Raw genomic sequence first — 21,616 nt, forward strand, 5'->3', positions numbered from 1 at the left:
TTTTGCCTGAAGAGCACAGGGGACGCTCTCTTCATTCAATTTAGCCTTACTTCTTCAGATCGTTAAGCGGGAGTTAAGGACCAGCACCAGCACCTTCGTCTAGTGGACCGAGTGGTGGTATTGATATGACCGGGCGAGGAGGCTGTAGAGATATGTCTGCATATTGGTATGGTGGAATAATTCATTATTGCGTAAACAATCATATGCATACCGTTTCACAATTTCTAGACTGGGGACAATTCAATCCGGCTGCTATTGCCGAGCACCAGCGCACTGTAGCCAGTCTAACCAAAAGAGGCATGCTGCATACCCTACCTCCTGGCTACGCACCATAAGAGCAATCGTCTAACTGTGAGAGCGGATTCATTGTAAAGCTCCCACAGTTAGACTCAAATGTATTATTTAAATCCACTAAAAAACCACAATGTATAACTTACTGAAAGGCATCAGATTTTGGTGATTTAAAAGTGCTACCAAACAAATTAATAGCGATATACGCAAAGAAAAGTCAAATATAGTACCTTGAAAAACTCATAATACCCACGCTGCATGCCGCCAATAAATATCCTTCATTATTTTACTTAATTTTTTGTAATACTTCTGAAAAACGTTTACCTTCCTGCTTTTTAAGCATCCACATGACACACCCTTACCAAGCACTGCCAATCATCTTTTTCGATGACTATCTGATAGCAATCCACAAACCCTCTGGTTTGCTTGTCCACCGCTCCATGATAGACCGCCATGAAACCCGTTTCGCCCTGCAGATGGTACGTGACCAGATTGGCCAGCGGGTTTATCCACTACACCGGCTCGATAAACCCACTTCCGGAGTTCTGTTGTTTGCGCTGTCACCTGAAATAGCAAAACTGACGGGTGAGCAATTCCAAACTAATAACGTCAAGAAAACCTATCTAGCTGTTGTGCGTGGAATTACGCCGGAGGAAGGCACTATCAATCATCCATTAAAAGAGCAACTGGATAAAATGACGGATAAACGGGCTGATCAGGATAAAGCGGCCCAGGAAGCGATCACCCATTATCGCCGTTTGAACACTATCGAATTACCTGTCAGTGTCGATCGTTACCCGACCTCCCGGTATTCACTCGTTGCCGCTTATCCGGAAACGGGTCGCAAGCACCAGATCAGACGGCATATGAAGCATATTGCTCACCCTATTATTGGTGATGCCAAGCACGGAAAGGGCAAACATAATCGCTATTTTGCTGAGTCACTGGATGCTGGGCGGCTATTATTGGCTTGTACAGAAATGCAATTGACGCATCCTGTCACCGGGGAAGCGCTTTGTATACGGGCTCCTCTGGATCCAGTAATGCTTCATCTCATTAAACGCTTCCAGTGGGAAAACAGCCTCCCGCAACCATGGCTGGGCGGGACATTAGTCAGAACTAGAGCGCTCCACTGGCCTTAATACTGAGATAACCATTGACCAGTGCGACAGGCAACGCCGCTGGCAAGACATCCGCCAGGGTAATACCCATGGAACCCAACTGTCGGAAAGCCTGCTGACGCTCCTGCAGATAACGGGCAGTACCGCACACTGCCAGCGCCTGGTCAAATGACTGTACCGACTGAGATAACAGTTGGTCGAGTTGCACCTCTCGCAGGCCAGCCACCATAACCTGATGGCTGCCAGACAGTAACCGGATAGCTGCCTGTAAGTCTTCAGCACCCTCATCCCTCACATTGGTGACGAGAATGACCAGCGCATGCTTGCGATGACTCGTCATCAACTGTTCAGCCGCCCGCAAATAATCACTGTTCTCTGTGGTACTGTGCAGGTCGTAGACCTGGTTCAGCAACAGGTTTATGGCGGCACGCCCTTTGACTGGCGATAACCAGCGATCAGCGCCAGCCACACTCATCATACCGACAGCATCCCCCTGACGAAGCGCCATCCAGGCCGTCACCAGCATGGCATTGAGCGCATGATCAAAATGACTGAGCTCATCTTCCTTAATTCTCATACGGCGCCCACAATCCAGCAGGAAAATCACATCCTGGTCTTTTTCAGACTGGTATTCACGGGATATCAGTTTTGCCTGCCGGGCACTGGCCCGCCAGTCAACCTGTCGCAATACATCACCCTGCTGAAACTCACGCAACTGATGGAAATCCAACCCCTGCCCCCGGCGCGGAATCACTTGTGCGCCCATTCGAGTCAGCTGCTGTTCCATCGATAGTATTTTATTGTCCAGAACCGGTTTGAAATTCGGGTAGACCTTGACAGTCTGGTCACCACAGGTCTGCTGCCGGAATTCCCATAACTGCAGCACGCTGGTTATGCGTATATCGATACTACCCAGCTGGAACAGACCTCGAAGATTAGGAAAAAGATGATAATGAAGAGTCCGTTTGTGACCTGGCTTCAGTGATACCGTCACCGGCAAGTTATCAGTAATAAAGCCTTCCGCCATCTGATCGGTGATCGTACACAGAACTTGCCGTTTATGTAGGTTCTCAATAACCACTGCGGCAGCATTAGCAACGCCGACCGATAAATTACCTGGCAACTGCCGTTTGACAGCTAACTGGCTGACCGTCCGACTGAATCCCAGATCAACCATCACCACCAGAAATGCAAAAAAACCTATCCCCCACCAGGCCATGCTGACGAATTCAGCACTCCCGCCGGATAGTGAATATCTGGCCAGTACTGGCAAAATAGACAAGCACAACCAGCAGAGCAAGAGTGTTATCAGTTTCCTTGAGGGTCTCATAAGCGGGGTGCTTCTATATCATCCATCATCTCGGTCAACAGATAATCTGCACTCAGTCCCTCAATGGCCATATCCACAGACAAGGCCACCCTGTGTCGCATAACTGGTATCGCCATCGCCTTCACATCATCCGGCAGAACATAGCGACGCTTCTGAAGCAGTGCATACGCACGTGCGCATTTCACCAACGCGATGCAGGCCCGCGTACCGGCACCACGGGAGAAGACAGGACGTTCCCGCGTGGCCCTGACCAGCCGCACGGCATAGGCTGCCACCTGTTCATCAACAGTCACGTTCGCCGCCGCTTGCTGCAACTTTTGCATCTCTATAGCGGTTAATAACGACCCGGATGAGTGAGCCGAATGATCACCTTGCTCTATCCCCGTTACCTGACGGGTAAGTGCCAGTTCATCCTTCATACACGGATAGCCGATAAACACCTTCAACAGGAATCGATCCAGTTCCGCTTCCGGCAAGGGATAAGTCCCCTCCTGCTCAATCGGGTTCTGGGTAGCCATGACCATGAAAGGTTCCGGCACCGACTGCGCGCGCCCCTCTATCGTGACCTGATGTTCTTCCATCACTTCCAGCAGCGCGGCCTGTGTTTTCGCCGGCGAACGATTAATTTCGTCCGTCAGCAACAGGTTGGTAAAGACTGGCCCCCGTCGAATCCGGAACTCACCTTCTTTCATGTTGTACAACACATGTCCAGTAACATCCGCAGGCATCAGGTCAGGGGTAAACTGTATACGCCGGAATTCACCATCAAAGCATTTGGCAAGGGTACGAACCAGCAGCGTCTTACCAAGACCCGGCACCCCCTCAACCAATACATGCCCTTTCGCCAGCAATGCGACCAGCACCTGGTCGATCACTTCTGGCTGCCCAATGACAACCTGATTAATCCGCTCGCGTAGCGCACCAAGCTTTTCCAGCAAGAGATGTGACATGCTATCCCCTGCCCCTCTATCCATTTGCTCGGTCATAACGACTCCCTGATTTTTTGTAATAGTGCAACCTGACGGACAAAACCTGTTTCATTCACATTGTCGGGCATAGACAGAGCCAGCCGTATATCTATCGCCTCTAACCCTGTTCTGTCTGCCAGATAGCGGTACAGTTCGTTTTTGTCTGAACGACTTCCCGGATACCGCTGATTTGCTTTTTTCATAACGGCTTGCTGGAGCGGTTCCAGTAATGCTTTATAGCGTTGATGACGCCAAAGAAAATCGGCTGAAGCACGAACATGCTCAGAAATCGCACGTCGACGACTGAAGTCAGGTTCCTGCACTGCACCAAAGCGACGTGACCGATATACAAGCCATGCTGACAACAAAAGGCCGAAAGCAATCACCAGCTCAGGTGCCGCCTGCCAGACAATTGTCGTCAAAGGTGGCATCTGGGTACCACGAATAATGCGGATCGTCTGTTCACTACTCTCCAGTCGCCTGGATAGCATGTGCAACAGATACGCATGATCAAACTGGCCAATCCGGCGGGAGTGCCAAAGGCTAGTATCCGAAACGACCGTCAAAAGGCCTTCTCCGACCGGAAATTGGATAAAGTGCAATCCATCCTCATCACCCGACTGATATAACGGCAGGGGTTCTTCACTAATCCCATCACCTTCTTGCTGCACTTTCGAGTGTTCAAGAATGAAATCAGGTGAGAAATAGGCAATAACAGCATCAGATGCATTCTCAAACTGGATCTGAGTCAATTGCTCCTGGGGAATCAACGCGGTGCGGTCTTCGTCGTTTTCAGAGATACCCGCTATTTCGCTCAAAGCGTGTTGATGCTGATCATCGGCTGTCGATGCATTATTTTCCTGTTTAACACGACTGACGGCAAATGGCGCCAACAAGACATGTCGAGACACTTGACCAGCGGATGGCGCCTCAATGATCAGATGCCCCCCCTGTAGCAACCATGTCTCCAATTGTCTGCTGCGGGACTCAGAGCGCACTAATTCCGCCTGACTGATCAAGAGTGTCGAAACCGATGACAGGTTGTTCAGAATGGCTGCGCTGTCGTCACTTTGTACGTCATAGCCTAACTTTGTCAGATAATGCTCTGCCGCCAGAAAGGGGTTAATTCCGGCCTCACGACTGAAACCATGATCAATGTTTTTTTCCCAAGGCTCAAAAAACGTTTTGAAACCATAGATAGCCAAACCCGTCAGTAACACAATAACGCAGATAATACCCAGTCGCTTAGTCACGGCAGAATACCTCCCGCCACTGTTGGCATAAGGCTTTAAACTGCTGCGGTTCTATCACCTGATGGCCATAGGCCAGACGCTGCCAGTCCAATGTCAGGCAACGCATATAATCATGCAGGGTGTTGTCGGGAAGCCCTGCCACTAAATCCACACACTCCTGCTCAGTGTGACCGGCAACCAGCGGCACAGAAAAGGCATGAATCAACCGAGAGAGGCTGGCGCGATAAAGCAGCCCCATCGCAGCCCTGTGATCACCACTTTGCCATAACGATTGTGCAGATGCCGGTACATCATCTGGCAGGCTTTCCGGACGTACGTCCATTCCTGCCAACACGGTTGGTGTGGAGCGTTTAGGCGCTACCCCCGAAGCAATGCCCGCAACCAGGCTGCCAAGGTGTTTCCTGTAAAAATACAGCAGGTAAGCAATCACTACGGCCAATATCACCCACAACAAGACTTCCAACAGGAAAGCCATCCCCTGTTGTATCTGGCCCTGATGGGCATTCCACTCCTGCAACCATTGTATAAAATCAACAATCCACGAATCACTGGGCTCTTCTGATTCTTCATCATCGAATGATTTCAGGCGCCATCCCCGTTGCGTTTCCTGCTGATGAAACGCATCACCTGCCAGAACAGACTGAATCATCTCCCGGGATTCAACCTGATCAATGTGATGTAACGAACCGGAAGGATCTAGTACTGAAGTACGAGCCCATACTGGTTCAAGCGTAACCAGGCATAGGGCCGTGATTAATGAAGCAGACAAGACAACCAGACTGCGCAGTGTAGCGGTGCTTTTCTCACGCTTTGTTTCACTGATGCGCTGGGCCATCGCACGGAAGCGAATTTCAATATCCCAGCCCTCCAGCTCAATACGACGATTGATATACAGGGCAAAACCCGCCATGGTGTAAAAAGGTGCTACCATCGACATCGCGAGCCAACCCAGCACATTCGTCACGACCTGCCACCACAGTGGTCCATCCGCGTTGTACCACTCAACGCCAATGCTATCAGGTAAAAACAACATCAGAAGAAAAGCAGCTCCCATGGAGAGAATGGCTTCGATATGGACACAAGCGATGGTCAACCAGGCTGAACCGCTCCCCTCCCGCTGATCCAGCACACCAATACGTTGTCGCCGACGCTTTCCCGTCAGCTTCTCAAGCGCTGTCACCGGCATCACAAAGGCGCGTCCCGGGCTGAATCGCCGCCATGTTAACCAGGCAAACCAGTCAGCGCGCAGCATACCCGGCATAGCCCGTATTGCACTCCCCACAGATACTGACTCACCAAACAATTGACGACTGCCAATATACAGTGGCGCACAATCCCACAGGGGTTTAAACCACCAAACCAGCAGCAACGCGAGCCATTGACGTTCACCCACCAACAGGCTGGCAAAGAGAAACACGACACCACTCGGGATCAGCCAAGCCAGAAACAGTGACCGCCACCACTGTCTGGCGAGCACAAAGCCAAGATCCATGGCCTCATAGCGACTACGCAGTCGCGGACGAATACTAAGCTGACCGAGATCCACGCCGCCTCCATGCTGCAGACAAAGAATAAACGAGCACCATAAACCAGAAGGCGGCTCCCACCGTATACTTAACTGGGGATGCCATCGTGGAACTGGAAGACCAGAAGGCTTCCAGGAAGGCGGCAAGCAACAACATTAACGTTGTTCCGTAGATGAGCTTTACCGCTTCTTTCGCAGCAAGACGCAACGCCGTCAAGCGATGATAAGGTCCCGGATCAATCAGCGCGAGACCAAGGCGCAGCCCGGCAGCCCCACTAAAGACAATTGCCGTCAGCTCGAAAGCGCCATGACCGACGACAAAAGGAAAGAAGGTTTCATCGAACCCCAAATGCACGATATGGCCAGCGACGCCCCCAATCGCCAGCCCGTTATACACCAGATAAAACACACTGCCGAGGCCAAACAGCAACCCTCCTGCAAAGACCTGGAAACTGATGCCAATATTGTTCTTGATATAAAAACCGAACATCTGGAGATCAGTATCCGATGCCCGCTCACGCCCCAAAACCGCGTTGGCAGGGTCATAGATTGCCTCAAAGTGCCAAACATCTTCCGGCGACATCAAGGTATAAATCAGCTCATTATTGACCAGACAACCAATAAACATGGCCAGTCCGGGAAGAAGAAAAAAAGCGGCAGACAAACCAATTAAACGGGCATTAGTACGTAAGGCTTCGGGAAAGCCCAGAAACAGGAAGTATAATATCTGAGGCAAGAGACGCTGGTTATGCTGATACAGCACATGGTGCAGCTCCAACGCCAACCGATTCAGGCGATCTACCAGCTCAGGACTGTATCCCCTTGAACGAGCTAACGCACAATGGTGGCAAAGCTGGCGGTACATCGGCACGACCCGTTCCGCAGTAATCGTACTATCATTGGTCGTCGACGACGTTTTACTGTCCGCCTGGCTCAGCCAATGTTCCAGAATCACCCAGTCTGGGTTATTCCGTGTTTCAAAATCCTGCTGTTTCACTACCGTTTACCCGATAACCACAACCCTATTCCCTGGAGTCTGGTGACACTGTCTTCTTTATTGTCATGTGTAACCCCCAACAGAATATCAGCCAATTCCTGCTGTCGGGCCTCGCTCAGCGAAGCATGACGCCGTGTGAAACCCATCAATGCCATCTGATCATCCAGACTCAGGGCTATTGGTGGCGCTACTGGGCGCTCCTCTGGTAGCTCACCCTGAACCTTTTCTTCAGATCGATATACAACCAACGTTCCTGCGGCCAGGTCGCCCAGCCGCTGAAACCGGCGGGTTAATAAAAGGCTCACCAGCCCGGTTCCATACAGGAACGGCATAAAATCAACACTGCGCAGCAGGTTGCGTATCACTGACGCCCCCAACCCAACCGGCGTCAGGTCCTCATTGACGACAACCAGTCCAAATGCTTTTTTTCCGGGCGTTTGACCACCACGATACACTTCAAACACAACCGGATAGAACCATTCCAGCAGAAACAACACCACCAGGAACAAGCCTTCTCCAGCCCTGCCGGCCAGGGAAACAGCGATCAAAACAATGAGGAAAATGATAAAGCGAATCAGGAAATCCAGGGCAAACGCCATCATACGGGGCACTACACCCGCAACTTCAGCCTGTAGATCAATGGACTCCGGTGTCTCCACCCGGCAGGTGGTATCCAACAACTGGCGCATATCAGGCCACTGTCTGGCTGCTGCAACCAAAAACATTCCGGTATAAAACGCCAAACACGATAATCGACATCGGCGCTGACCAGATCAATCCCAGCCCCAGGGGAATCATCGCAACGAAATTAATAAGCATCAGCACCAGCATCAGGCCAAAAATCGAAAACCAGCGCCTGGTGACAGCCTTCCTGGAGGCTTCGAGCGCCTGCCAAAAGCCCAGGTTCTTATCCACCATCAGGGGTACCGCCAGGATATACGCTGTCGCCAGATAAATACCGGGCAGTATCAACAGAAAAAAACCAAGCATCATAAGGATCGTCATCACAACACTCAGTACAAACAATGGCAGGGTATAGCGGAAACAGGACAGGACTTGCCCGGCCTCTATCGGCGCATCCACAGCACGACGCAAACCGATAATAAAGAGTCCGGCCCACAGGGGGGTGCTGATGGCCATCAAAACCAACTGGGTTGCCAATGCCACAAATACTGACGACGGCAAGAAGAAGGAAACCGCCATAAGAACCAGCATCGCGATAAGGTAGATGATGAAATAAATCGCCATCGCGAGATGGAGTGTCCACTTGGCGCCACGGGTTTTCTCCCAGGCTTCACTGAGGGTTTCGCCGATGGAAAAGATATATTCGCCAGCGATCCCTTTTTCCAGAGAGCCGTGTCCATCCCTCTCCGGCTGCCTGGAGACATCCGATTCCGGGGTTTCATAAATAGACGACATGCTTATTCCTTTTGCATTTTAATTTTTTATCAGGCACTGATTTACCTTTTATCGGCAATAGGATAACTGCTAGGGAAACCAGCAACAACCTGATAAACGCGTCCATGTCACTCCCTCAAAACGGAGGGAGTGAACCCATAAAACACGCTTAAATCATGATGCCCGCCAGTAGATAACCCACAGTACAAGCCGACATAACACCAATCAGTCCGGGTAGCATAAAGCTGTGGTTAAAATAATATTTTCCGATACGCGTGGTGCCGGTAACATCAAAGTTACAGGTCGCAATATCTGAGGGGTAGTTAGGAATAAAGAAATAGCCGTACACAGAGGGCATAATCCCGATCAGCAGCTGTGGTGGCAGCCCCATCCCCATGGCAACGGGCAACATCATCCGGGCTGTCGCCGCCTGGCTGTTAATCACAACGGAAACCGTAAACATGGCCAGGGCAATCGTCCAGGGATAAGCGTGCACCATCTCGGTAATACCCGCCTGAAAAGACGGCATGGCATACTGGAAATAGGTATCGCTCATCCAGGCTATGCCATAGATGGCGATGGCCGCCACCATACCGGATTTAAACACGACCCCTTCCGGTACCCGGGCAACCGGCGTATCCGTCGCCAGCAGAATCAGCCCGCCAAACGCCAGCATCATCATCTGGATAATGACCGACATACTGATGGCATGGCCGTTGAGGGTTCTTACCTCGGGAAACATCGCAATCACAACAATGGTGACCAGCGCCGCCAAAAAGAGCAGCACCGAATTGCGGGCCGATACCGGCAATTGCTCATCCAGTGTCGTTGCGGTGGTGGAAAGGATCTTGTCTCGCCAGTCCGGATCCTGCATACGACGCTGGTATTCCGGATCCTTATCCAGCTCCAGCCCCCTCCGCATGCTATACAGGGACATCAGCAACACGCCGCCCAAGGTCGCGGGTATCTGAATGCTCATGATGGTCAGCAACGTGATAGAACTGTCCAGCCCCGACATCTGCGCCAGGTAATACACGACAGCTGCCGATATCGGGCTGGCGGTAATGCCCATCTGGGATGCCACCGACGATGCCGCCATGGGGCGCTCCGGACGAATCCCGTTCTTCAGCGCAATATCGCCAATCACAGGCATCACCGCGTAAACGGCATGTCCCGTCCCCAGCATCAGCGTCATGGCATAAGTGACGATGGGTCCAAGGAGGCTAATCTTCTGCGGTTTGCTTCTGAGAATGCGTTCAGCTAACTGCAGCATGTATTTGAGACCGCCAGCCGCTTCCAGAATTGAGGCGCAGGTCACCACCGCCATAATAATCAGCATCACACTGATAGGCGGGGATGTCGGGGGCATATGGAAAACAAACACCTCAATGACCAAACCGATGCCCGAGACCAGACCAAGACCTATACCTCCTTTTCTGCTGCCCAGATAAAGCATCAGCAACAGAAAAAGAAACTGCAGAACAAGCACTTTAACCCCCAGTATTCCCTTGAAAAAGAAAAAGCCGGATTGGAAAAAACACCTCAGATGTTAGTTCCGAACCGGCTTGCGAAAAGAATTATTATGCGCGGATATGACTGACAATTGGCTGACAACCATCAAAACCTTACAGATTAAAAGGTAATAAATCGTGTCATTCTGTCTCACAACGGTTTCTCTGTGCGAAAACTGAAACTTTTTGCAGCAACAGCCTGTCTATAATGGTGTTTTGCTTAACATGCGAGTAACCACCGCCATGCGCCATCCCTGTTTCAGCTGTTTTCTCAGTCTTGCCGGTTTGCTGTGGATAGCGCCTGTTCTGGCAGCGGAGGCCATTGTTACGCTTTACAACGTGAATACGCAGGGAACCGGCACACAGGCAGGCACCGTCAACATTGTAGAAACACCCTACGGGCTGTTATTTCAACCGGCACTGTCGAGCCTGCCAACGGGTTACCATGGTTTCCATATCCATGAAAAGCCCAGCTGTGCTCCGAGTGAGCAGGATGGCAAAACCCTTCCAGCCGGCGCCGCAGGCGGACATTTTGACCCCGACAACAGCGGATCACACCAAGGCCCCTATGGCGAAGGGCACCGGGGCGATCTGCCTGCACTGGTTGTCAATGCGCAAGGTGTGGCCGACTATCCCGTTCTGGCTCCGCGTTTGAAACGTATCCGTGACATTACCGGCCATGCCCTGATGGTACATGTGGGTGGCGACAATTATGCCGATACCCCCGCACCACTGGGCGGCGGAGGAGGACGTATGCTGTGCGGTGTGATCCGCTAATCGAATACTGCGCATACGGTTCGTCAAACTATCAACCTGATAAAGAAATCCAATCCGGGGTTGGATAGCTGGAAATCCGGCGCTGGTTTACAATGCCGGACTAACGCACCACAACTGCCGGATATCGCTTATGCTGATTGTCATCTCACCCGCCAAAACCCTGGATTATGACACCCCGCCGGTCATAACCGATTACACAACGCCGGATTTCCTGAACGATTCGGCAGAACTGATTGAGCAGCTGCGCACCCTGAGCCCAGCGGATATCGGCAGCCTGATGAGCATCAGCGACAAACTCGCCGGCCTGAATGCCGCGCGGTTTGAAGCCTGGCACCCCCCCTTTTCACCCGACAACGCCAAGCAGGCCGTCTTGGCTTTCAAGGGTGATGTCTATACCGGCCTGGATGCCGAAACACTGTCCGCCGACGACTTTGCGTTTGCGCAGAATCACCTGCGGATACTGTCCGGCCTTTATGGGTTGCTACGCCCACTGGACCTGATGCAGGCCTACCGCCTGGAAATGGGCACCCGTTTTGCCAATACCCGCGGCAAGGATCTCTATGCTTTCTGGGGCAACCGTATCACGGAGCGGCTCAACCAGGAGATGCAGCAGCAAACCGATAATGTACTGGTCAATCTCGCCTCTAACGAATATTTCAAAGCGATCAAACCTGCGGCCTTTGAGGGTGAAATTTTCACACCGGTATTCAAGGATTTGAAAAACGGCCAATACAAAATTATCAGTTTCTATGCGAAGAAAGCACGGGGATTAATGGTGCGCTACATCATCGACAACAAGATCACCCGTGTCGAAGACCTGAAGGGGTTTGATTACGAAGGCTATACCTTTAATGGCGAGATGAGCCAAGGGAATGAGTGGGTCTTTACCCGTGATGAAGCCTAGACTGAACCCAGAAACGCGCCGGCCTTAAGTGCCAGCGCGTTATATTCTGGCTTGATCCATCTTACAGCTGACGGGCCCACTCAACGGCCCAGGGTACGGCGACCTCTTCCGGTGAAGCCGTTTCACAGGCATCAATCATCAACGGATCTGCGATCCGTTTAGCCGTCAGTTCTGCCAGCAATTCATCCATCTGCTTCCCACCGCCACAATAGGTCTCCCCATAGGAACTGTCACCCAATGCAATGATGCCATAGGCCAAGTGCCCCAGGAGTGGAAAACGCTCTTTCAGTTCACGATATAACGGTTGCAGGTTATCTGGCAGATCACCCTGACCGGTCGTTGATGTACAGACTAATACGGCATCGGCGCCATCCCGAAGCACCGCCTCCAACCCTTCCGCCTTGATTACGGTATGTCCACCCTGCTCCAAAGCAACCTTCACCTCTGTGGCAACAGCCTCTGCCGTGCCATATACACTGCCTGTCAATAGCTTGATGATTGCCATGATTACCCTGTGATTCTGACTGCACTTGCGGGAACCCTGTGACTCCCTACTCCTGACAGGCAGTGTATATCACAGTCAGCCGACACTAAATAACAGCGATGACAGTTTCCATTCACAGCCGATGGGTCAGGGACACAACCAGTACGTTCGCACTCACCTTGTATTTCGCTTTGTAGGAAGCTGCACCGCGAGAAACCACGCCTGTTGCGTTATCCCAGTTATATTCATGTTCATCGACTTTCACGTTTTTATTGAACATATGGCCGTAGGCCAGATCGATCGTGTAATCCGGCACGGGTTGATAACTGGCGCCAAAAGTCAGCCATTCGCGGTCAATATCCGGAATCCTTGCCGTCCGCCAGGCACTTTTAACCGGGGATGTGTCGTATCCATAACCTGCCCTGAGTAACCATTCGTTATTCAAACGATAAGAGGCGCCCACGGACCAAGCCCAGACATCTTTCCAGTTTTCAGGGGTATAGGAAGCAACGCCACCGGCAGGAATACCCAAAGCAGGAATACCATCATCAGCTATTGCCTTGATCTCATCAAATCGACTCCAGCGCGTCCATACAGTGCCACCCATAACAGTCCAGCGTTCATCCAACTTGTAGGTTCCACTAATTTCCCATTTTTCTGGCAGAATCAATTTAAGATGCCCATGGCTTTCTGCATTGACCAAATCGCCTTTTAATTTTAAATCGCCTTCAACGGTATAATTAATCTTTGAGGTATAAGCGACGCCGATTGTAGTGTCATCATTCGGCATCCAAAGCATTCCAGCATTCCAGCCATACCCCCAATCATGCCCAGTCATTTTTGATTTAAAAGCTTTATTAGCAGGTAAAGGGCTTGGATTTTTTAACTGTGTCAGTTCTCCATCCAGATACGAAAAAATCAAACCGAATCCCACCGCAAACGCATCATTAAATTTCCAGGAGAGTGTTGGCTGTAGATTGAGCGTTACCAGTTCTGTATTCAATGCCAAATAGCGACCGACAAAATCATTACCGTACTCGGTCATCGCAGCATAAGGCACATAGAATCCGAGACCAAAGCTAAGAGGTTCATCCAGAGGCATGGAATAAAACCCAAAAGGCACACCCTGCGCGCCAACAAAATCACCTTTTACCGAGCTCGTTTGTGTGATGTCGTTTCCTTGAGAATCGGCCCCCACACCATGATGATACTTTTCGTGAGGAACTATTAATCCGCCCCCCACGGTAAATTGCGGTCTATCAAGAAAAGCTATTCCGGCTGGATTAGCGGACATGACTGAGGCATCCTCCGGATTCGCCGCACGCCCGGCATAGGCTGTGCCGGCAGCCCCCGCGGAGGTTTCATTGAGGGTAAAGCCTGCACTGATGGCATTGCCAGCCACACAACTGCCAATGAGCAATACACCGTATTTCACAGCATTATCAAACCATCCGGAATTCATCACCATCCCCACACAAAGGCGTACAGCCTGACGTTGAAATGCCTGTTTATTTAGTTGGGGAATGAGGTTCTGTCACGTTTTGGGACGGAAAGAAGGCATCACGTAACACAATAAAAAAATCCCCATGACATTGTCATGGGGATTTCAATTATCGATTAGCGTGAAATCAGAAGCGGCGAGTCAGAGAAATCATTAAAACATGAGCGCTCATCTCATAGTCACCAGAGAAGCTGGCACCATCAATAGACCCAGCAGGTGGATGTGCTGATTCATTGACCTTGGTATCTTTTTTCAACATATAACCATAAGCCATGTCGACAACATAATCCTGATTTGGCTGGTACTTGGCACCAATAGTCAACCATTCACGATCCACATCAGGAATCCGCGCTGTACGCCACTCATTACGCACCGGCGAGTTATCGTAGGCATAACCCCCTTTCAGGGTCCACTGTTCGTCATATTTGTAAGAAGCACCCACAGACCAAGCCCAGCTATCTTTCCAGTTTTCAGGAACATAAGAAGCTGGTGCACCAGGATCAATACCCGGCATATTACCTTCATCATCAATCGCAACAATCTCATCAAACTGGCTCCAGCGCGTCCACAGCGCACCGGCCATCAGCGTCCACCGATCATCCAGCTGATGGGTAACACCAATCTCGAATTTTTCCGGCAAGGTCAAATCTATATGGCCATTGGTTTTATGATATGGGCCATATCCACCCGAACCATCTCCACCCACTAAAGTCATTTCACCCTCAACAGTAAAATCAACCTTGGAGGTATAAGACATACCAATATTCGTGCGATCGGTAGGCTGCCAGATTACGCCCACATTCCATCCCCAACTCCAGTCATCGCCTTCCATACTCGATTTTGCGTCATATCCTGGAAAAGGATTAATGTTACCGCTAGGAACCCGCTTCATCTGATTCAATGTGCCTTCCATATGAGAGGCAAAGACACCAACACCAACAGACAGGCGATCACTAAACTTATAAGCGATAGTAGGTTGAAGATTTATATTAGTCAGTTCAGTTTTTGTGGCTAGATAGCGACCGGCAAAGTTGTCATCATAATCTGTCGCCGCAGCGAACGGCACGTAAATACCGAAACCCGCAGACCATTTATCATCTAATTGAGTAGAAAAATAAGCTGATGGGACAAACTGGGCACTCATAAAATCGCCGCCATCACCGTTACCAGCATTATTGAATGCCGGAAGAGTGTTAGTACCAGAAGCGTTCTTCAAGTCTGCTTTAGGGATGACCAAAGCGCCACCAACCGTCCATTGACTACCTTCTAAATGCGCAAGACCAGCAGGGTTGGAGGAAAGGATAGAGGCATCTTCCGGGTTAGCCGCACGTCCGGCATTGGCCGTACCCGCAGCGCCAGCAGACAACTCATTCAACGCAAAACCCGCGCCCTGCGCGACGCCACTCGCAATGCACGCGCTGACTGCCAGCGACACCAAAGATAGTTTGCCCGGATACGGCCTGAAGTTCATGTTTCCCCCTGGTCATCCACCAGAATGTGTGTTGTGTGAAGTACGGAGTGCTTGGCTCCCTCGCAGCCCCATTGTCCGTTTGCGAGAGATACCTGTTTTTTTAATGCGGATACGAGCGTGATTGCGGCGTTTTCTGCATTTTGACGGCGGCAGTCTACTGTCTGCCAAGACGGGCTGTCACCGGGGTCTTTGTGGTGTTTGCGTAACCCTTACATACGCTCTAAAAAGAAAGCGGCAACAAAAAGACACAAAGTAAAACCAAAGTACTACCAGGTAGGGACAACACCAAAAAATAGACGTATTAGCCACGATTCCCACTTCTCGCACCCAGCGATCTGGACGATAAAAGAAACCACGGTCAAACGTCTGATCAACCGGGCAACGCGATACGTGGGAGGGCAATTTTACGTATGACGGAAATCATTCGCGTTGAAAATATCAAGATACCGGCAATGACTGTCGCCAGTGTCGGGTTAACGGACCATGACAGTAACAGGAGATAAAACAGGCAGCCGAAAATCGCCGGGGTTGCATAGAGCTCTTCCTGCCTCAACACCATGGGCACCTGGCCCGCGAGCATATCGCGGATTGCACCACCGCCGGCGCCGGTCAATACCCCCATGATGATCGCAACCACCGGCTCAGCCCCGAAGGCCAGGGCTTTTTGTGCACCGGCAATACTGAAAACGGCAAGCCCCATGGCATCAAAAATCTGCAGGATACGGTGAATACGCACCATCCAACTCAACGTTGCCAACCCCACGATGACGGCGGCCAGAATCACCCAGAGGTAATGGGTATTCTGAATCCAGAACACCGGTGTACTGCCAAGCAATGCGTCACGGATGGTTCCTCCGCCCACCGCCGTGACAAACGCCAGCACAAGCGCACCGAAAAAATCCATATTGCTTCGACAGGCCAGCAATACACCGGAAATGGCAAATACTGCGGTGCCGAACAGATCCAGCGCATAGAGTGTCATTTCGCTCCCCCCTGCGGTTCGCCGGGATTGTAAAACGTTGGGTTTTACGGAATATTGTTTTTTGTGGGTACTGACAATGACCCTGATTTTTTCTTCTGCTCCCCATTACGCATTACCGTGTCATCAGTGATTGGTATAACAATAACGAGGTAACTATGACATCGTCGTATGATTCCGGACTCCGCATCAATGGTCAACGGCTTTGGCAATCCTTGATGGATATGGCCGAGATTGGCGCCACTGCCGGTGGCGGTTGTAACCGGCAGGCATTGACCGATGAAGACAAGCGGGGCCGAGATCTGTTGATAAGCTGGTGTGAAGACGCCGGCTGCACGGTAGCCGTGGATGAAATGGGCAATATCTTCGCCCGCCGGGAAGGCAGGCATGAGACATTGCCGCCCGTCATTACCGGCTCGCACCTGGACACCCAGCCGACCGGCGGCAAATTTGATGGCGTCTATGGCGTGCTGGCGGGCCTGGAAGTCATGCGCACACTGCAGGAACAGGACATCCGCACTGAAGCGCCACTGGAAGTCGTGGTCTGGACCAATGAAGAAGGCGCACGGTTTTCACCAGCCATGATTGGATCCGGTGTGTGGTCCGGAGTATTTGATCGGGATTACGCCTGGCAACGGAGCGACAAGGCCGGTATCACACTTCAACAAGCGCTGGATACCATTGGCTATAACGGTGACGTACCTGCCAAAGCACGCCCCGTAAAAGCCGCCCTGGAACTGCATATTGAACAGGGCCCCATACTGGAGCAGAAAGAGTTACAGATTGGGGTACTGACCGGCATCCAGGGCATGTACTGGTTTGACCTTGTCATTGAAGGCCAACCCTGCCATGCAGGCCCTACACCCATGGAACAGCGCTGTGATCCGTTTATGGGACTATCCTCTATCACCCGGAAACTTTACCAACTGGCGGAAACCCATGCGCCATGGGCACGGGTCACCTTCGGTGATATTCGGGCGGAACCCGGTGCACGCAATACGGTGCCTGAACGTCTGGTCCTGGCGGTTGACCTTCGCCATCCGGATAAATCCGTGCTGGATGCCATGGAGAAGGCTTTTCGGGACATTGCTGAAAATGAATGCGGACGGCTGGGGCTGACACACAGCATCCATGAGGAATGGCGGTTACCACCGGTTTCCTTTGACACGCTGTGTATCAATGCGGTTCGTAAGGCTGTTGATCAACTGGACTACCCAGCCATGGAGATGGTGTCCGGTGCTGGCCACGACGCGGGCTATCTCGCCGGGGTTGCACCTACCGGCATGATCTTCGTACCCTGTGAGAAAGGGCTGTCTCACAATGAAGCAGAGCACGCGACACCGGAAGACCTGGAAGCCGGATGTAACGTGTTACTGCACGCCATGCTGGACCTGGCACAACAATGATTTTTACGCATAACACTTGAGGAACACCTGTTTGAAGACCCTTCTTGTTTACCTTGCCATGGGCATTGCACGCCTGATCGCATGGATGCCGCTATCGGTAGCTCATGCCCTTGGCACCGGTTTCGGCTGGCTGAGCTGGCGGTTAAACAACCGCCGAACGAAAATCAGCCGAACCAACATCCAGTTGTGCTATCCACAGCTCAGCGACAGTGACCGCGAGTCACTGCTGAAGCAGAGCATGATCGAATCCGGCAAAACCCTGTTCGAAGCGGGCATGACCTGGTTCTGGCCACTGGAAAAAGTCGATCGGATGATTACACACGTCACCGGTATGGAGCATCTTCAGAAAGCGCTCGACGATGACAAGGGCATCATTCTGATTCTGCCGCATCATGGCACCTGGGAGATTCTCAATCATTTCCTGCGCCATCACCTGTACATGTACGCCATGTACAAACCGGCCAAGATCAAGGCGCTGGACCGGTGGATCTATCGCTCCAGAAGCCGGGTCAAGGTCGGTTTGATTCCCGCCAACGTTACCGGTGTCAAAACACTGCACCGTGTACTGCGGGAAAAGGCAGTTGTTGCTGTTCTTCCTGATCAGGAACCCGGCCCAAAAAGCGGCGTCTTTGCCCCTTTCTTTGGCGAACAGGCCTGGACGGGCAAACTGGTCAACAACCTTGCCAGTACTCACCCTGCGGCATTACTGAGCATGTACGCCAGACGGCGTGATAATGGTGGTTATGAGGTCGTTATCAAACCGGCGCCAGAGACGATCAGGGATAAAGATCCCGCTATTGCTGCAACCGCGATGAACGCCTCCATCGAAGCGTGCATCAACGAATGTCCGACAATGTACCAATGGAATTACGCACGTTTCAAAACACGTCCGGAAGGCAAAGAAAAGCTCTATCGGTTCAAGCGTAAGCACCGTAAAGCACAAAAGGCCCAGGCACGGATTGCCACCTGATAGATCGAGGATAAGACGAACTTGCAAGCCGGTATCGGCCATACCCGTTTGCAGCAGCGGCAGGGATGCCGCGGGAGTGTCGCCGGGCAGGAAAGCCCGTCGACACGGGCGTAAAACGGGTATGGCCGATACCGGCATACCCGTCACTACAACACCACAGACACACTTAACGCTCGTGAATAATCACACTTTGCTGTTTCTTGGAACGTCCCAGCAAACGATCCTGAACCGCCATACCTACCGCTGAAACCACAAACGTCAGGTGCACGATGACATACCACATGATCTTGTCATCCGGCGTATTGCTGGCATTCATAAACACCCGCAGCAGGTGAATGGATGAGATGGCCACGATCGATGTCGCCAGCTTTGCCTTCAGCGAATCGGCATCCATTTTGCCCAGCCAGGCGAGTTTTTCACGCTCTACCTCACCCACTTCCAGCCGTGAGACGAAATTCTCATAGCCACTGAACATCACCATCAATGCCAATCCACTGACCAGCACCAGGTCGACCATGCCAAGGATATGGAGAATCAAATCACGTTCAGGCATTTCCAGCAGATGTGAGTACAAGAGCCACACATCCTGAAAGAACTTGATCAGGACAGCCAGCAGAATCAGCGACAGCCCAAGGTAAAGTGGCGCCAGAAGCCAGCGCGCCGCGTAAATACAGGTATCAAAAAATTTCTCTATCATGGTCCCCCACCAGAAAGCCTAAACTGGCGGGGGATAAAATACCCGATGAAACGCGGAAAAAACAGAAAAACAGGACAGCGATTCAGTCCACGTTCAGGCAAAACTCCGCTTTAACCTGTTCAATGACTCAATATCTGCCCGAGGAACAGCCGGGTTCGTTCTGATTGTGGCTGGTTGAAGAATCTGTCCGGATCATTCTCTTCAATGATCTGCCCACCATCCATGAAGATCACCCGATCAGCCACCGTCTTGGCAAACCCCATTTCATGGGTGACACACAGCATGGTCATGCCCTCTTCTGCCAACTCCACCATGACATCCAGCACTTCCTTGATCATTTCCGGATCAAGGGCAGAGGTTGGTTCATCAAACAGCATGACACTGGGATTCATGCAGAGACTGCGGGCTATGGCAACACGCTGCTGCTGCCCGCCGGATAACTGACCCGGATATTTATCGGCCTGATCGGGAATCCGGACACGTTCGAGATATTTCATCGCAATTTCATCCGCTTCCTTTTTGGGCATTTTGTGTACCCAGATCAAACCCAGTGTACAGTTCTCACGAACCGTCAGATGGGGAAACAGATTAAAGTGTTGAAAAACCATCCCCACATCTTTGCGTATGTGTTCAATATTTTTAAGGTCGTTGGTGAGCGGGACACCGCCAACCGTGATATCACCTTCCTGGTGCTCTTCCAGCCGGTTAATACAGCGAATCATGGTCGATTTGCCTGAGCCGGATGGACCACAGATAACAATCCGTTCTCCCCGACGTACGGTCAGGTTGATATCCTTCAGCACATGGAAATCACCGTACCACTTGTTAACGTTACTCAGTTCAATGACAGGCTCAGCCGTTGGTTCAACCTGTGATTCTGTTGCATCCATAGAGACATCCCCACCCTTTTTTATTCTGATTAAACTTGAGACTGTCAGCTGTTCTTATGGCCTGTATCGAGTTTACGCTCCAGTGCAAGACTGTAACGGGACATTCCAAAGCAGAAAGCCCAGAAGACAAATCCCGCAAACAGATATCCCTCTGAGGCAAATCCAAGCCATTTGGGGTCATTCAACCCCGCCTGAACAATCGCCAGCAAATCAAACAGCCCAATAATCAATACCAGACTGGTGTCTTTAAATAGGGCAACAAACGTATTCACGATGCCGGGGATACAAATCTTCAACACTTGTGGCATAACCACCAACCCCATGCCTCGCCAGTAACCCAGACCAATAGCAGCGGCCGCTTCATACTGTCCCTTGGGAATCGCCTGCATACCGCCACGGATAACTTCCGCCAATAACGCCGCCTCAAACAGGATGAGGCCAATCATGGCTCTGACCAGTTTGTTAAGATCAATCTCTTCGGGGACAAACAACGGCAACATCACCGACGCCATGAACAGGATGGTGATCAAGGGTACGCCACGCCAGACTTCAATAAAAACGACAGATAGCGCACGAATTAATGGCATGTCACTGCGCCTTCCCAGCGCCAGCAAAATACCAGCGGGCAGTGCAAAGACCATACCGACAAGCGCCAACACCAGGGTCAACATCAGACCGCCCCAGTAATGGGTTTCAACAACGGAAAATCCGGGACCACCATAGAGCAGCCACCAGGAACTCACCGGAAATCCGGTAAGAAACCAAAGCGCCCCCCATTGCCGTGCAGGCATGCGGTCCCATAACACCCAGACGATCACAACCGTCAGCTGTACAAAAAACAGGTTGACCCGCCAAAGCTCACTGTCAGGATAAAAACCATAGATAAACTGCTGCAGACGTGAGCTAATGAACACCCAGCAGGCGCCACCACTGTCACAGTCCATGCGGCTATCACCCAGCCAGTCTGCATCTATCAACGCCCATTGAACGAAAGGCGCAAGGGTAAACCAGAGAAACGCCAGCCCTGCCAGTGTCAGCACAGTATTGACCGGCCCATCAAACAGATTGTCTCTCAACCACCCCACAATCCCTCTGCGGGCAACGGGCGCAGGCCGATCCGGTAATGTCTTGTCATTCACCATT

21 protein-coding genes are annotated in these 21,616 nt (G+C 51.5%); 6 read left to right on the forward strand and 15 right to left on the reverse strand.

The window, feature by feature from the left end:
* Positions 1-638 precede the first annotated feature (638 nt).
* The gene (gene truC, locus ABD892_RS19930) at positions 639-1,433 is read left to right on the forward strand and encodes a tRNA pseudouridine(65) synthase TruC (RefSeq protein WP_345197831.1); all 795 of its coding nucleotides are present in this window, start codon (positions 639-641) and stop codon (positions 1,431-1,433) included.
* On the opposite strand, the gene ABD892_RS19935 is transcribed toward truC, so the two are convergent.
* From ABD892_RS19935 to ABD892_RS19970, 8 genes are all read right to left on the reverse strand, one after another.
* Complete coding sequence (locus tag ABD892_RS19935; protein ID WP_345197832.1) at positions 1,411-2,694, reverse strand: DUF58 domain-containing protein; 1,284 nt, start codon at positions 2,692-2,694, stop codon at positions 1,411-1,413. The two genes, truC and ABD892_RS19935, sit on opposite strands and share 23 nt — an antisense overlap.
* A 44-nt stretch (positions 2,695-2,738) precedes the next feature.
* Complete coding sequence (locus ABD892_RS19940; protein WP_345197833.1) at positions 2,739-3,692, reverse strand: AAA family ATPase; 954 nt, start codon at positions 3,690-3,692, stop codon at positions 2,739-2,741.
* 32 nt (positions 3,693-3,724) lie between these two features.
* Positions 3,725-4,963 (reverse strand): DUF4350 domain-containing protein, encoded by a 1,239-nt coding sequence (locus tag ABD892_RS19945; RefSeq protein ID WP_345197834.1) that lies wholly within the window; start codon positions 4,961-4,963, stop codon positions 3,725-3,727.
* On the reverse strand, positions 4,956-6,509 hold the full coding sequence (locus ABD892_RS19950; RefSeq protein ID WP_345197836.1) for a DUF4129 domain-containing protein: 1,554 nt from the start codon (positions 6,507-6,509) through the stop codon (positions 4,956-4,958). Before ABD892_RS19950 ends, ABD892_RS19945 begins: the two co-directional genes overlap by 8 nt.
* Positions 6,490-7,485 carry a stage II sporulation protein M gene (locus ABD892_RS19955; RefSeq protein WP_345197837.1) on the reverse strand — a complete coding sequence of 332 codons (996 nt, stop codon included), beginning with the start codon at positions 7,483-7,485 and terminating at the stop codon, positions 6,490-6,492. Before ABD892_RS19955 ends, ABD892_RS19950 begins: the two co-directional genes overlap by 20 nt.
* On the reverse strand, positions 7,485-8,174 hold the full coding sequence (locus tag ABD892_RS19960; protein WP_345197838.1) for an RDD family protein: 690 nt from the start codon (positions 8,172-8,174) through the stop codon (positions 7,485-7,487). The genes ABD892_RS19955 and ABD892_RS19960 overlap by 1 nt, the downstream gene beginning before the upstream one ends.
* Before the next feature lies 1 nt (position 8,175).
* Positions 8,176-8,904 (reverse strand): DUF2189 domain-containing protein, encoded by a 729-nt coding sequence (locus ABD892_RS19965; protein WP_345197839.1) that lies wholly within the window; start codon positions 8,902-8,904, stop codon positions 8,176-8,178.
* Between the two features lie 148 nt (positions 8,905-9,052).
* Entirely contained in the window at positions 9,053-10,339 is a 1,287-nt protein-coding gene (locus ABD892_RS19970) for an anaerobic C4-dicarboxylate transporter (RefSeq protein WP_345197864.1), read from the reverse strand.
* Here ABD892_RS19970 and ABD892_RS19975 point away from each other — a divergent pair.
* The 3 genes from ABD892_RS19975 (at position 10,253) to yaaA (ending at position 12,075) form a co-directional block, all read left to right on the forward strand.
* Entirely contained in the window at positions 10,253-10,483 is a 231-nt protein-coding gene (locus tag ABD892_RS19975; RefSeq protein WP_345197866.1) for a hypothetical protein, read from the forward strand. The two genes, ABD892_RS19970 and ABD892_RS19975, sit on opposite strands and share 87 nt — an antisense overlap.
* 136 nt (positions 10,484-10,619) lie before the next feature.
* Positions 10,620-11,171 (forward strand): superoxide dismutase [Cu-Zn] SodC, encoded by a 552-nt coding sequence (gene sodC / locus ABD892_RS19980; RefSeq protein ID WP_345197840.1) that lies wholly within the window; start codon positions 10,620-10,622, stop codon positions 11,169-11,171.
* A 130-nt stretch (positions 11,172-11,301) separates the two neighbouring features.
* The gene (gene yaaA / locus ABD892_RS19985; RefSeq protein ID WP_345197841.1) at positions 11,302-12,075 is read left to right on the forward strand and encodes a peroxide stress protein YaaA; all 774 of its coding nucleotides are present in this window, start codon (positions 11,302-11,304) and stop codon (positions 12,073-12,075) included.
* 61 nt (positions 12,076-12,136) lie between these two features.
* On the opposite strand, the gene ABD892_RS19990 is transcribed toward yaaA, so the two are convergent.
* From ABD892_RS19990 to ABD892_RS20005, 4 genes are all read right to left on the reverse strand, one after another.
* Entirely contained in the window at positions 12,137-12,580 is a 444-nt protein-coding gene (locus tag ABD892_RS19990; protein ID WP_345197842.1) for a flavodoxin, read from the reverse strand.
* Between the two features lie 112 nt (positions 12,581-12,692).
* The gene (locus tag ABD892_RS19995; protein WP_345197844.1) at positions 12,693-14,021 is read right to left on the reverse strand and encodes an OmpP1/FadL family transporter; all 1,329 of its coding nucleotides are present in this window, start codon (positions 14,019-14,021) and stop codon (positions 12,693-12,695) included.
* 166 nt (positions 14,022-14,187) lie between these two features.
* Complete coding sequence (locus ABD892_RS20000) at positions 14,188-15,531, reverse strand: OmpP1/FadL family transporter (RefSeq protein ID WP_345197845.1); 1,344 nt, start codon at positions 15,529-15,531, stop codon at positions 14,188-14,190.
* A 370-nt stretch (positions 15,532-15,901) separates the two neighbouring features.
* Positions 15,902-16,513 (reverse strand): trimeric intracellular cation channel family protein, encoded by a 612-nt coding sequence (locus ABD892_RS20005; RefSeq protein ID WP_345197846.1) that lies wholly within the window; start codon positions 16,511-16,513, stop codon positions 15,902-15,904.
* 155 nt (positions 16,514-16,668) lie between these two features.
* On the opposite strand from ABD892_RS20005, the gene ABD892_RS20010 reads away from it, so the two are divergent.
* Both ABD892_RS20010 and ABD892_RS20015 read left to right on the forward strand, forming a co-directional pair.
* Positions 16,669-17,916, forward strand: a complete 1,248-nt coding sequence (locus ABD892_RS20010) for a Zn-dependent hydrolase (RefSeq protein WP_345197847.1) — start codon at positions 16,669-16,671, stop codon at positions 17,914-17,916.
* A 31-nt stretch (positions 17,917-17,947) separates the two neighbouring features.
* Entirely contained in the window at positions 17,948-18,886 is a 939-nt protein-coding gene (locus ABD892_RS20015; RefSeq protein WP_345197849.1) for a lysophospholipid acyltransferase family protein, read from the forward strand.
* Between the two features lie 166 nt (positions 18,887-19,052).
* On the opposite strand, the gene ABD892_RS20020 is transcribed toward ABD892_RS20015, so the two are convergent.
* From ABD892_RS20020 to ABD892_RS20030, 3 genes are all read right to left on the reverse strand, one after another.
* Positions 19,053-19,583, reverse strand: a complete 531-nt coding sequence (locus ABD892_RS20020) for a TIGR00645 family protein (protein WP_425559314.1) — start codon at positions 19,581-19,583, stop codon at positions 19,053-19,055.
* A 119-nt stretch (positions 19,584-19,702) separates the two neighbouring features.
* On the reverse strand, positions 19,703-20,473 hold the full coding sequence (locus tag ABD892_RS20025) for an amino acid ABC transporter ATP-binding protein (RefSeq protein ID WP_345197850.1): 771 nt from the start codon (positions 20,471-20,473) through the stop codon (positions 19,703-19,705).
* A gap of 44 nt (positions 20,474-20,517) precedes the next feature.
* The gene (locus ABD892_RS20030; RefSeq protein WP_345197852.1) at positions 20,518-21,615 is read right to left on the reverse strand and encodes an amino acid ABC transporter permease; all 1,098 of its coding nucleotides are present in this window, start codon (positions 21,613-21,615) and stop codon (positions 20,518-20,520) included.
* Position 21,616: the final 1 nt, after the last annotated feature.

Source organism: Kistimonas scapharcae, assembly GCF_039540975.1.
GTDB lineage: Bacteria > Pseudomonadota > Gammaproteobacteria > Pseudomonadales > Endozoicomonadaceae > Kistimonas > Kistimonas scapharcae.

Excerpts from the sequence above, each read along its gene's own strand:
- ABD892_RS20020 (WP_425559314.1), bottom strand. The coding sequence starts at position 19,583 with ATGATAGAGAAATTTTTTGATACCTGTATTTACGCGGCGCGCTGGCTT.
- ABD892_RS19960 (WP_345197838.1), bottom strand. The coding sequence starts at position 8,174 with ATGCGCCAGTTGTTGGATACCACCTGCCGGGTGGAGACACCGGAGTCC.
- yaaA (WP_345197841.1), top strand. The coding sequence starts at position 11,302 with ATGCTGATTGTCATCTCACCCGCCAAAACCCTGGATTATGACACCCCG.
- ABD892_RS19975 (WP_345197866.1), top strand. The coding sequence starts at position 10,253 with ATGGAAAACAAACACCTCAATGACCAAACCGATGCCCGAGACCAGACC.
- ABD892_RS20025 (WP_345197850.1), bottom strand. The coding sequence starts at position 20,473 with ATGGATGCAACAGAATCACAGGTTGAACCAACGGCTGAGCCTGTCATT.
- ABD892_RS20000 (WP_345197845.1), bottom strand. The coding sequence starts at position 15,531 with ATGAACTTCAGGCCGTATCCGGGCAAACTATCTTTGGTGTCGCTGGCA.
- ABD892_RS19940 (WP_345197833.1), bottom strand. The coding sequence starts at position 3,692 with ATGTCACATCTCTTGCTGGAAAAGCTTGGTGCGCTACGCGAGCGGATT.
- ABD892_RS19965 (WP_345197839.1), bottom strand. The coding sequence starts at position 8,904 with ATGTCGTCTATTTATGAAACCCCGGAATCGGATGTCTCCAGGCAGCCG.
- sodC (WP_345197840.1), top strand. The coding sequence starts at position 10,620 with ATGCGAGTAACCACCGCCATGCGCCATCCCTGTTTCAGCTGTTTTCTC.
- ABD892_RS20010 (WP_345197847.1), top strand. The coding sequence starts at position 16,669 with ATGACATCGTCGTATGATTCCGGACTCCGCATCAATGGTCAACGGCTT.
- ABD892_RS20005 (WP_345197846.1), bottom strand. The coding sequence starts at position 16,513 with ATGACACTCTATGCGCTGGATCTGTTCGGCACCGCAGTATTTGCCATT.
- truC (WP_345197831.1), top strand. The coding sequence starts at position 639 with ATGACACACCCTTACCAAGCACTGCCAATCATCTTTTTCGATGACTAT.
- ABD892_RS19970 (WP_345197864.1), bottom strand. The coding sequence starts at position 10,339 with ATGCTTTATCTGGGCAGCAGAAAAGGAGGTATAGGTCTTGGTCTGGTC.
- ABD892_RS20030 (WP_345197852.1), bottom strand. The coding sequence starts at position 21,615 with ATGGTGAATGACAAGACATTACCGGATCGGCCTGCGCCCGTTGCCCGC.
- ABD892_RS19990 (WP_345197842.1), bottom strand. The coding sequence starts at position 12,580 with ATGGCAATCATCAAGCTATTGACAGGCAGTGTATATGGCACGGCAGAG.
- ABD892_RS19995 (WP_345197844.1), bottom strand. The coding sequence starts at position 14,021 with ATGAATTCCGGATGGTTTGATAATGCTGTGAAATACGGTGTATTGCTC.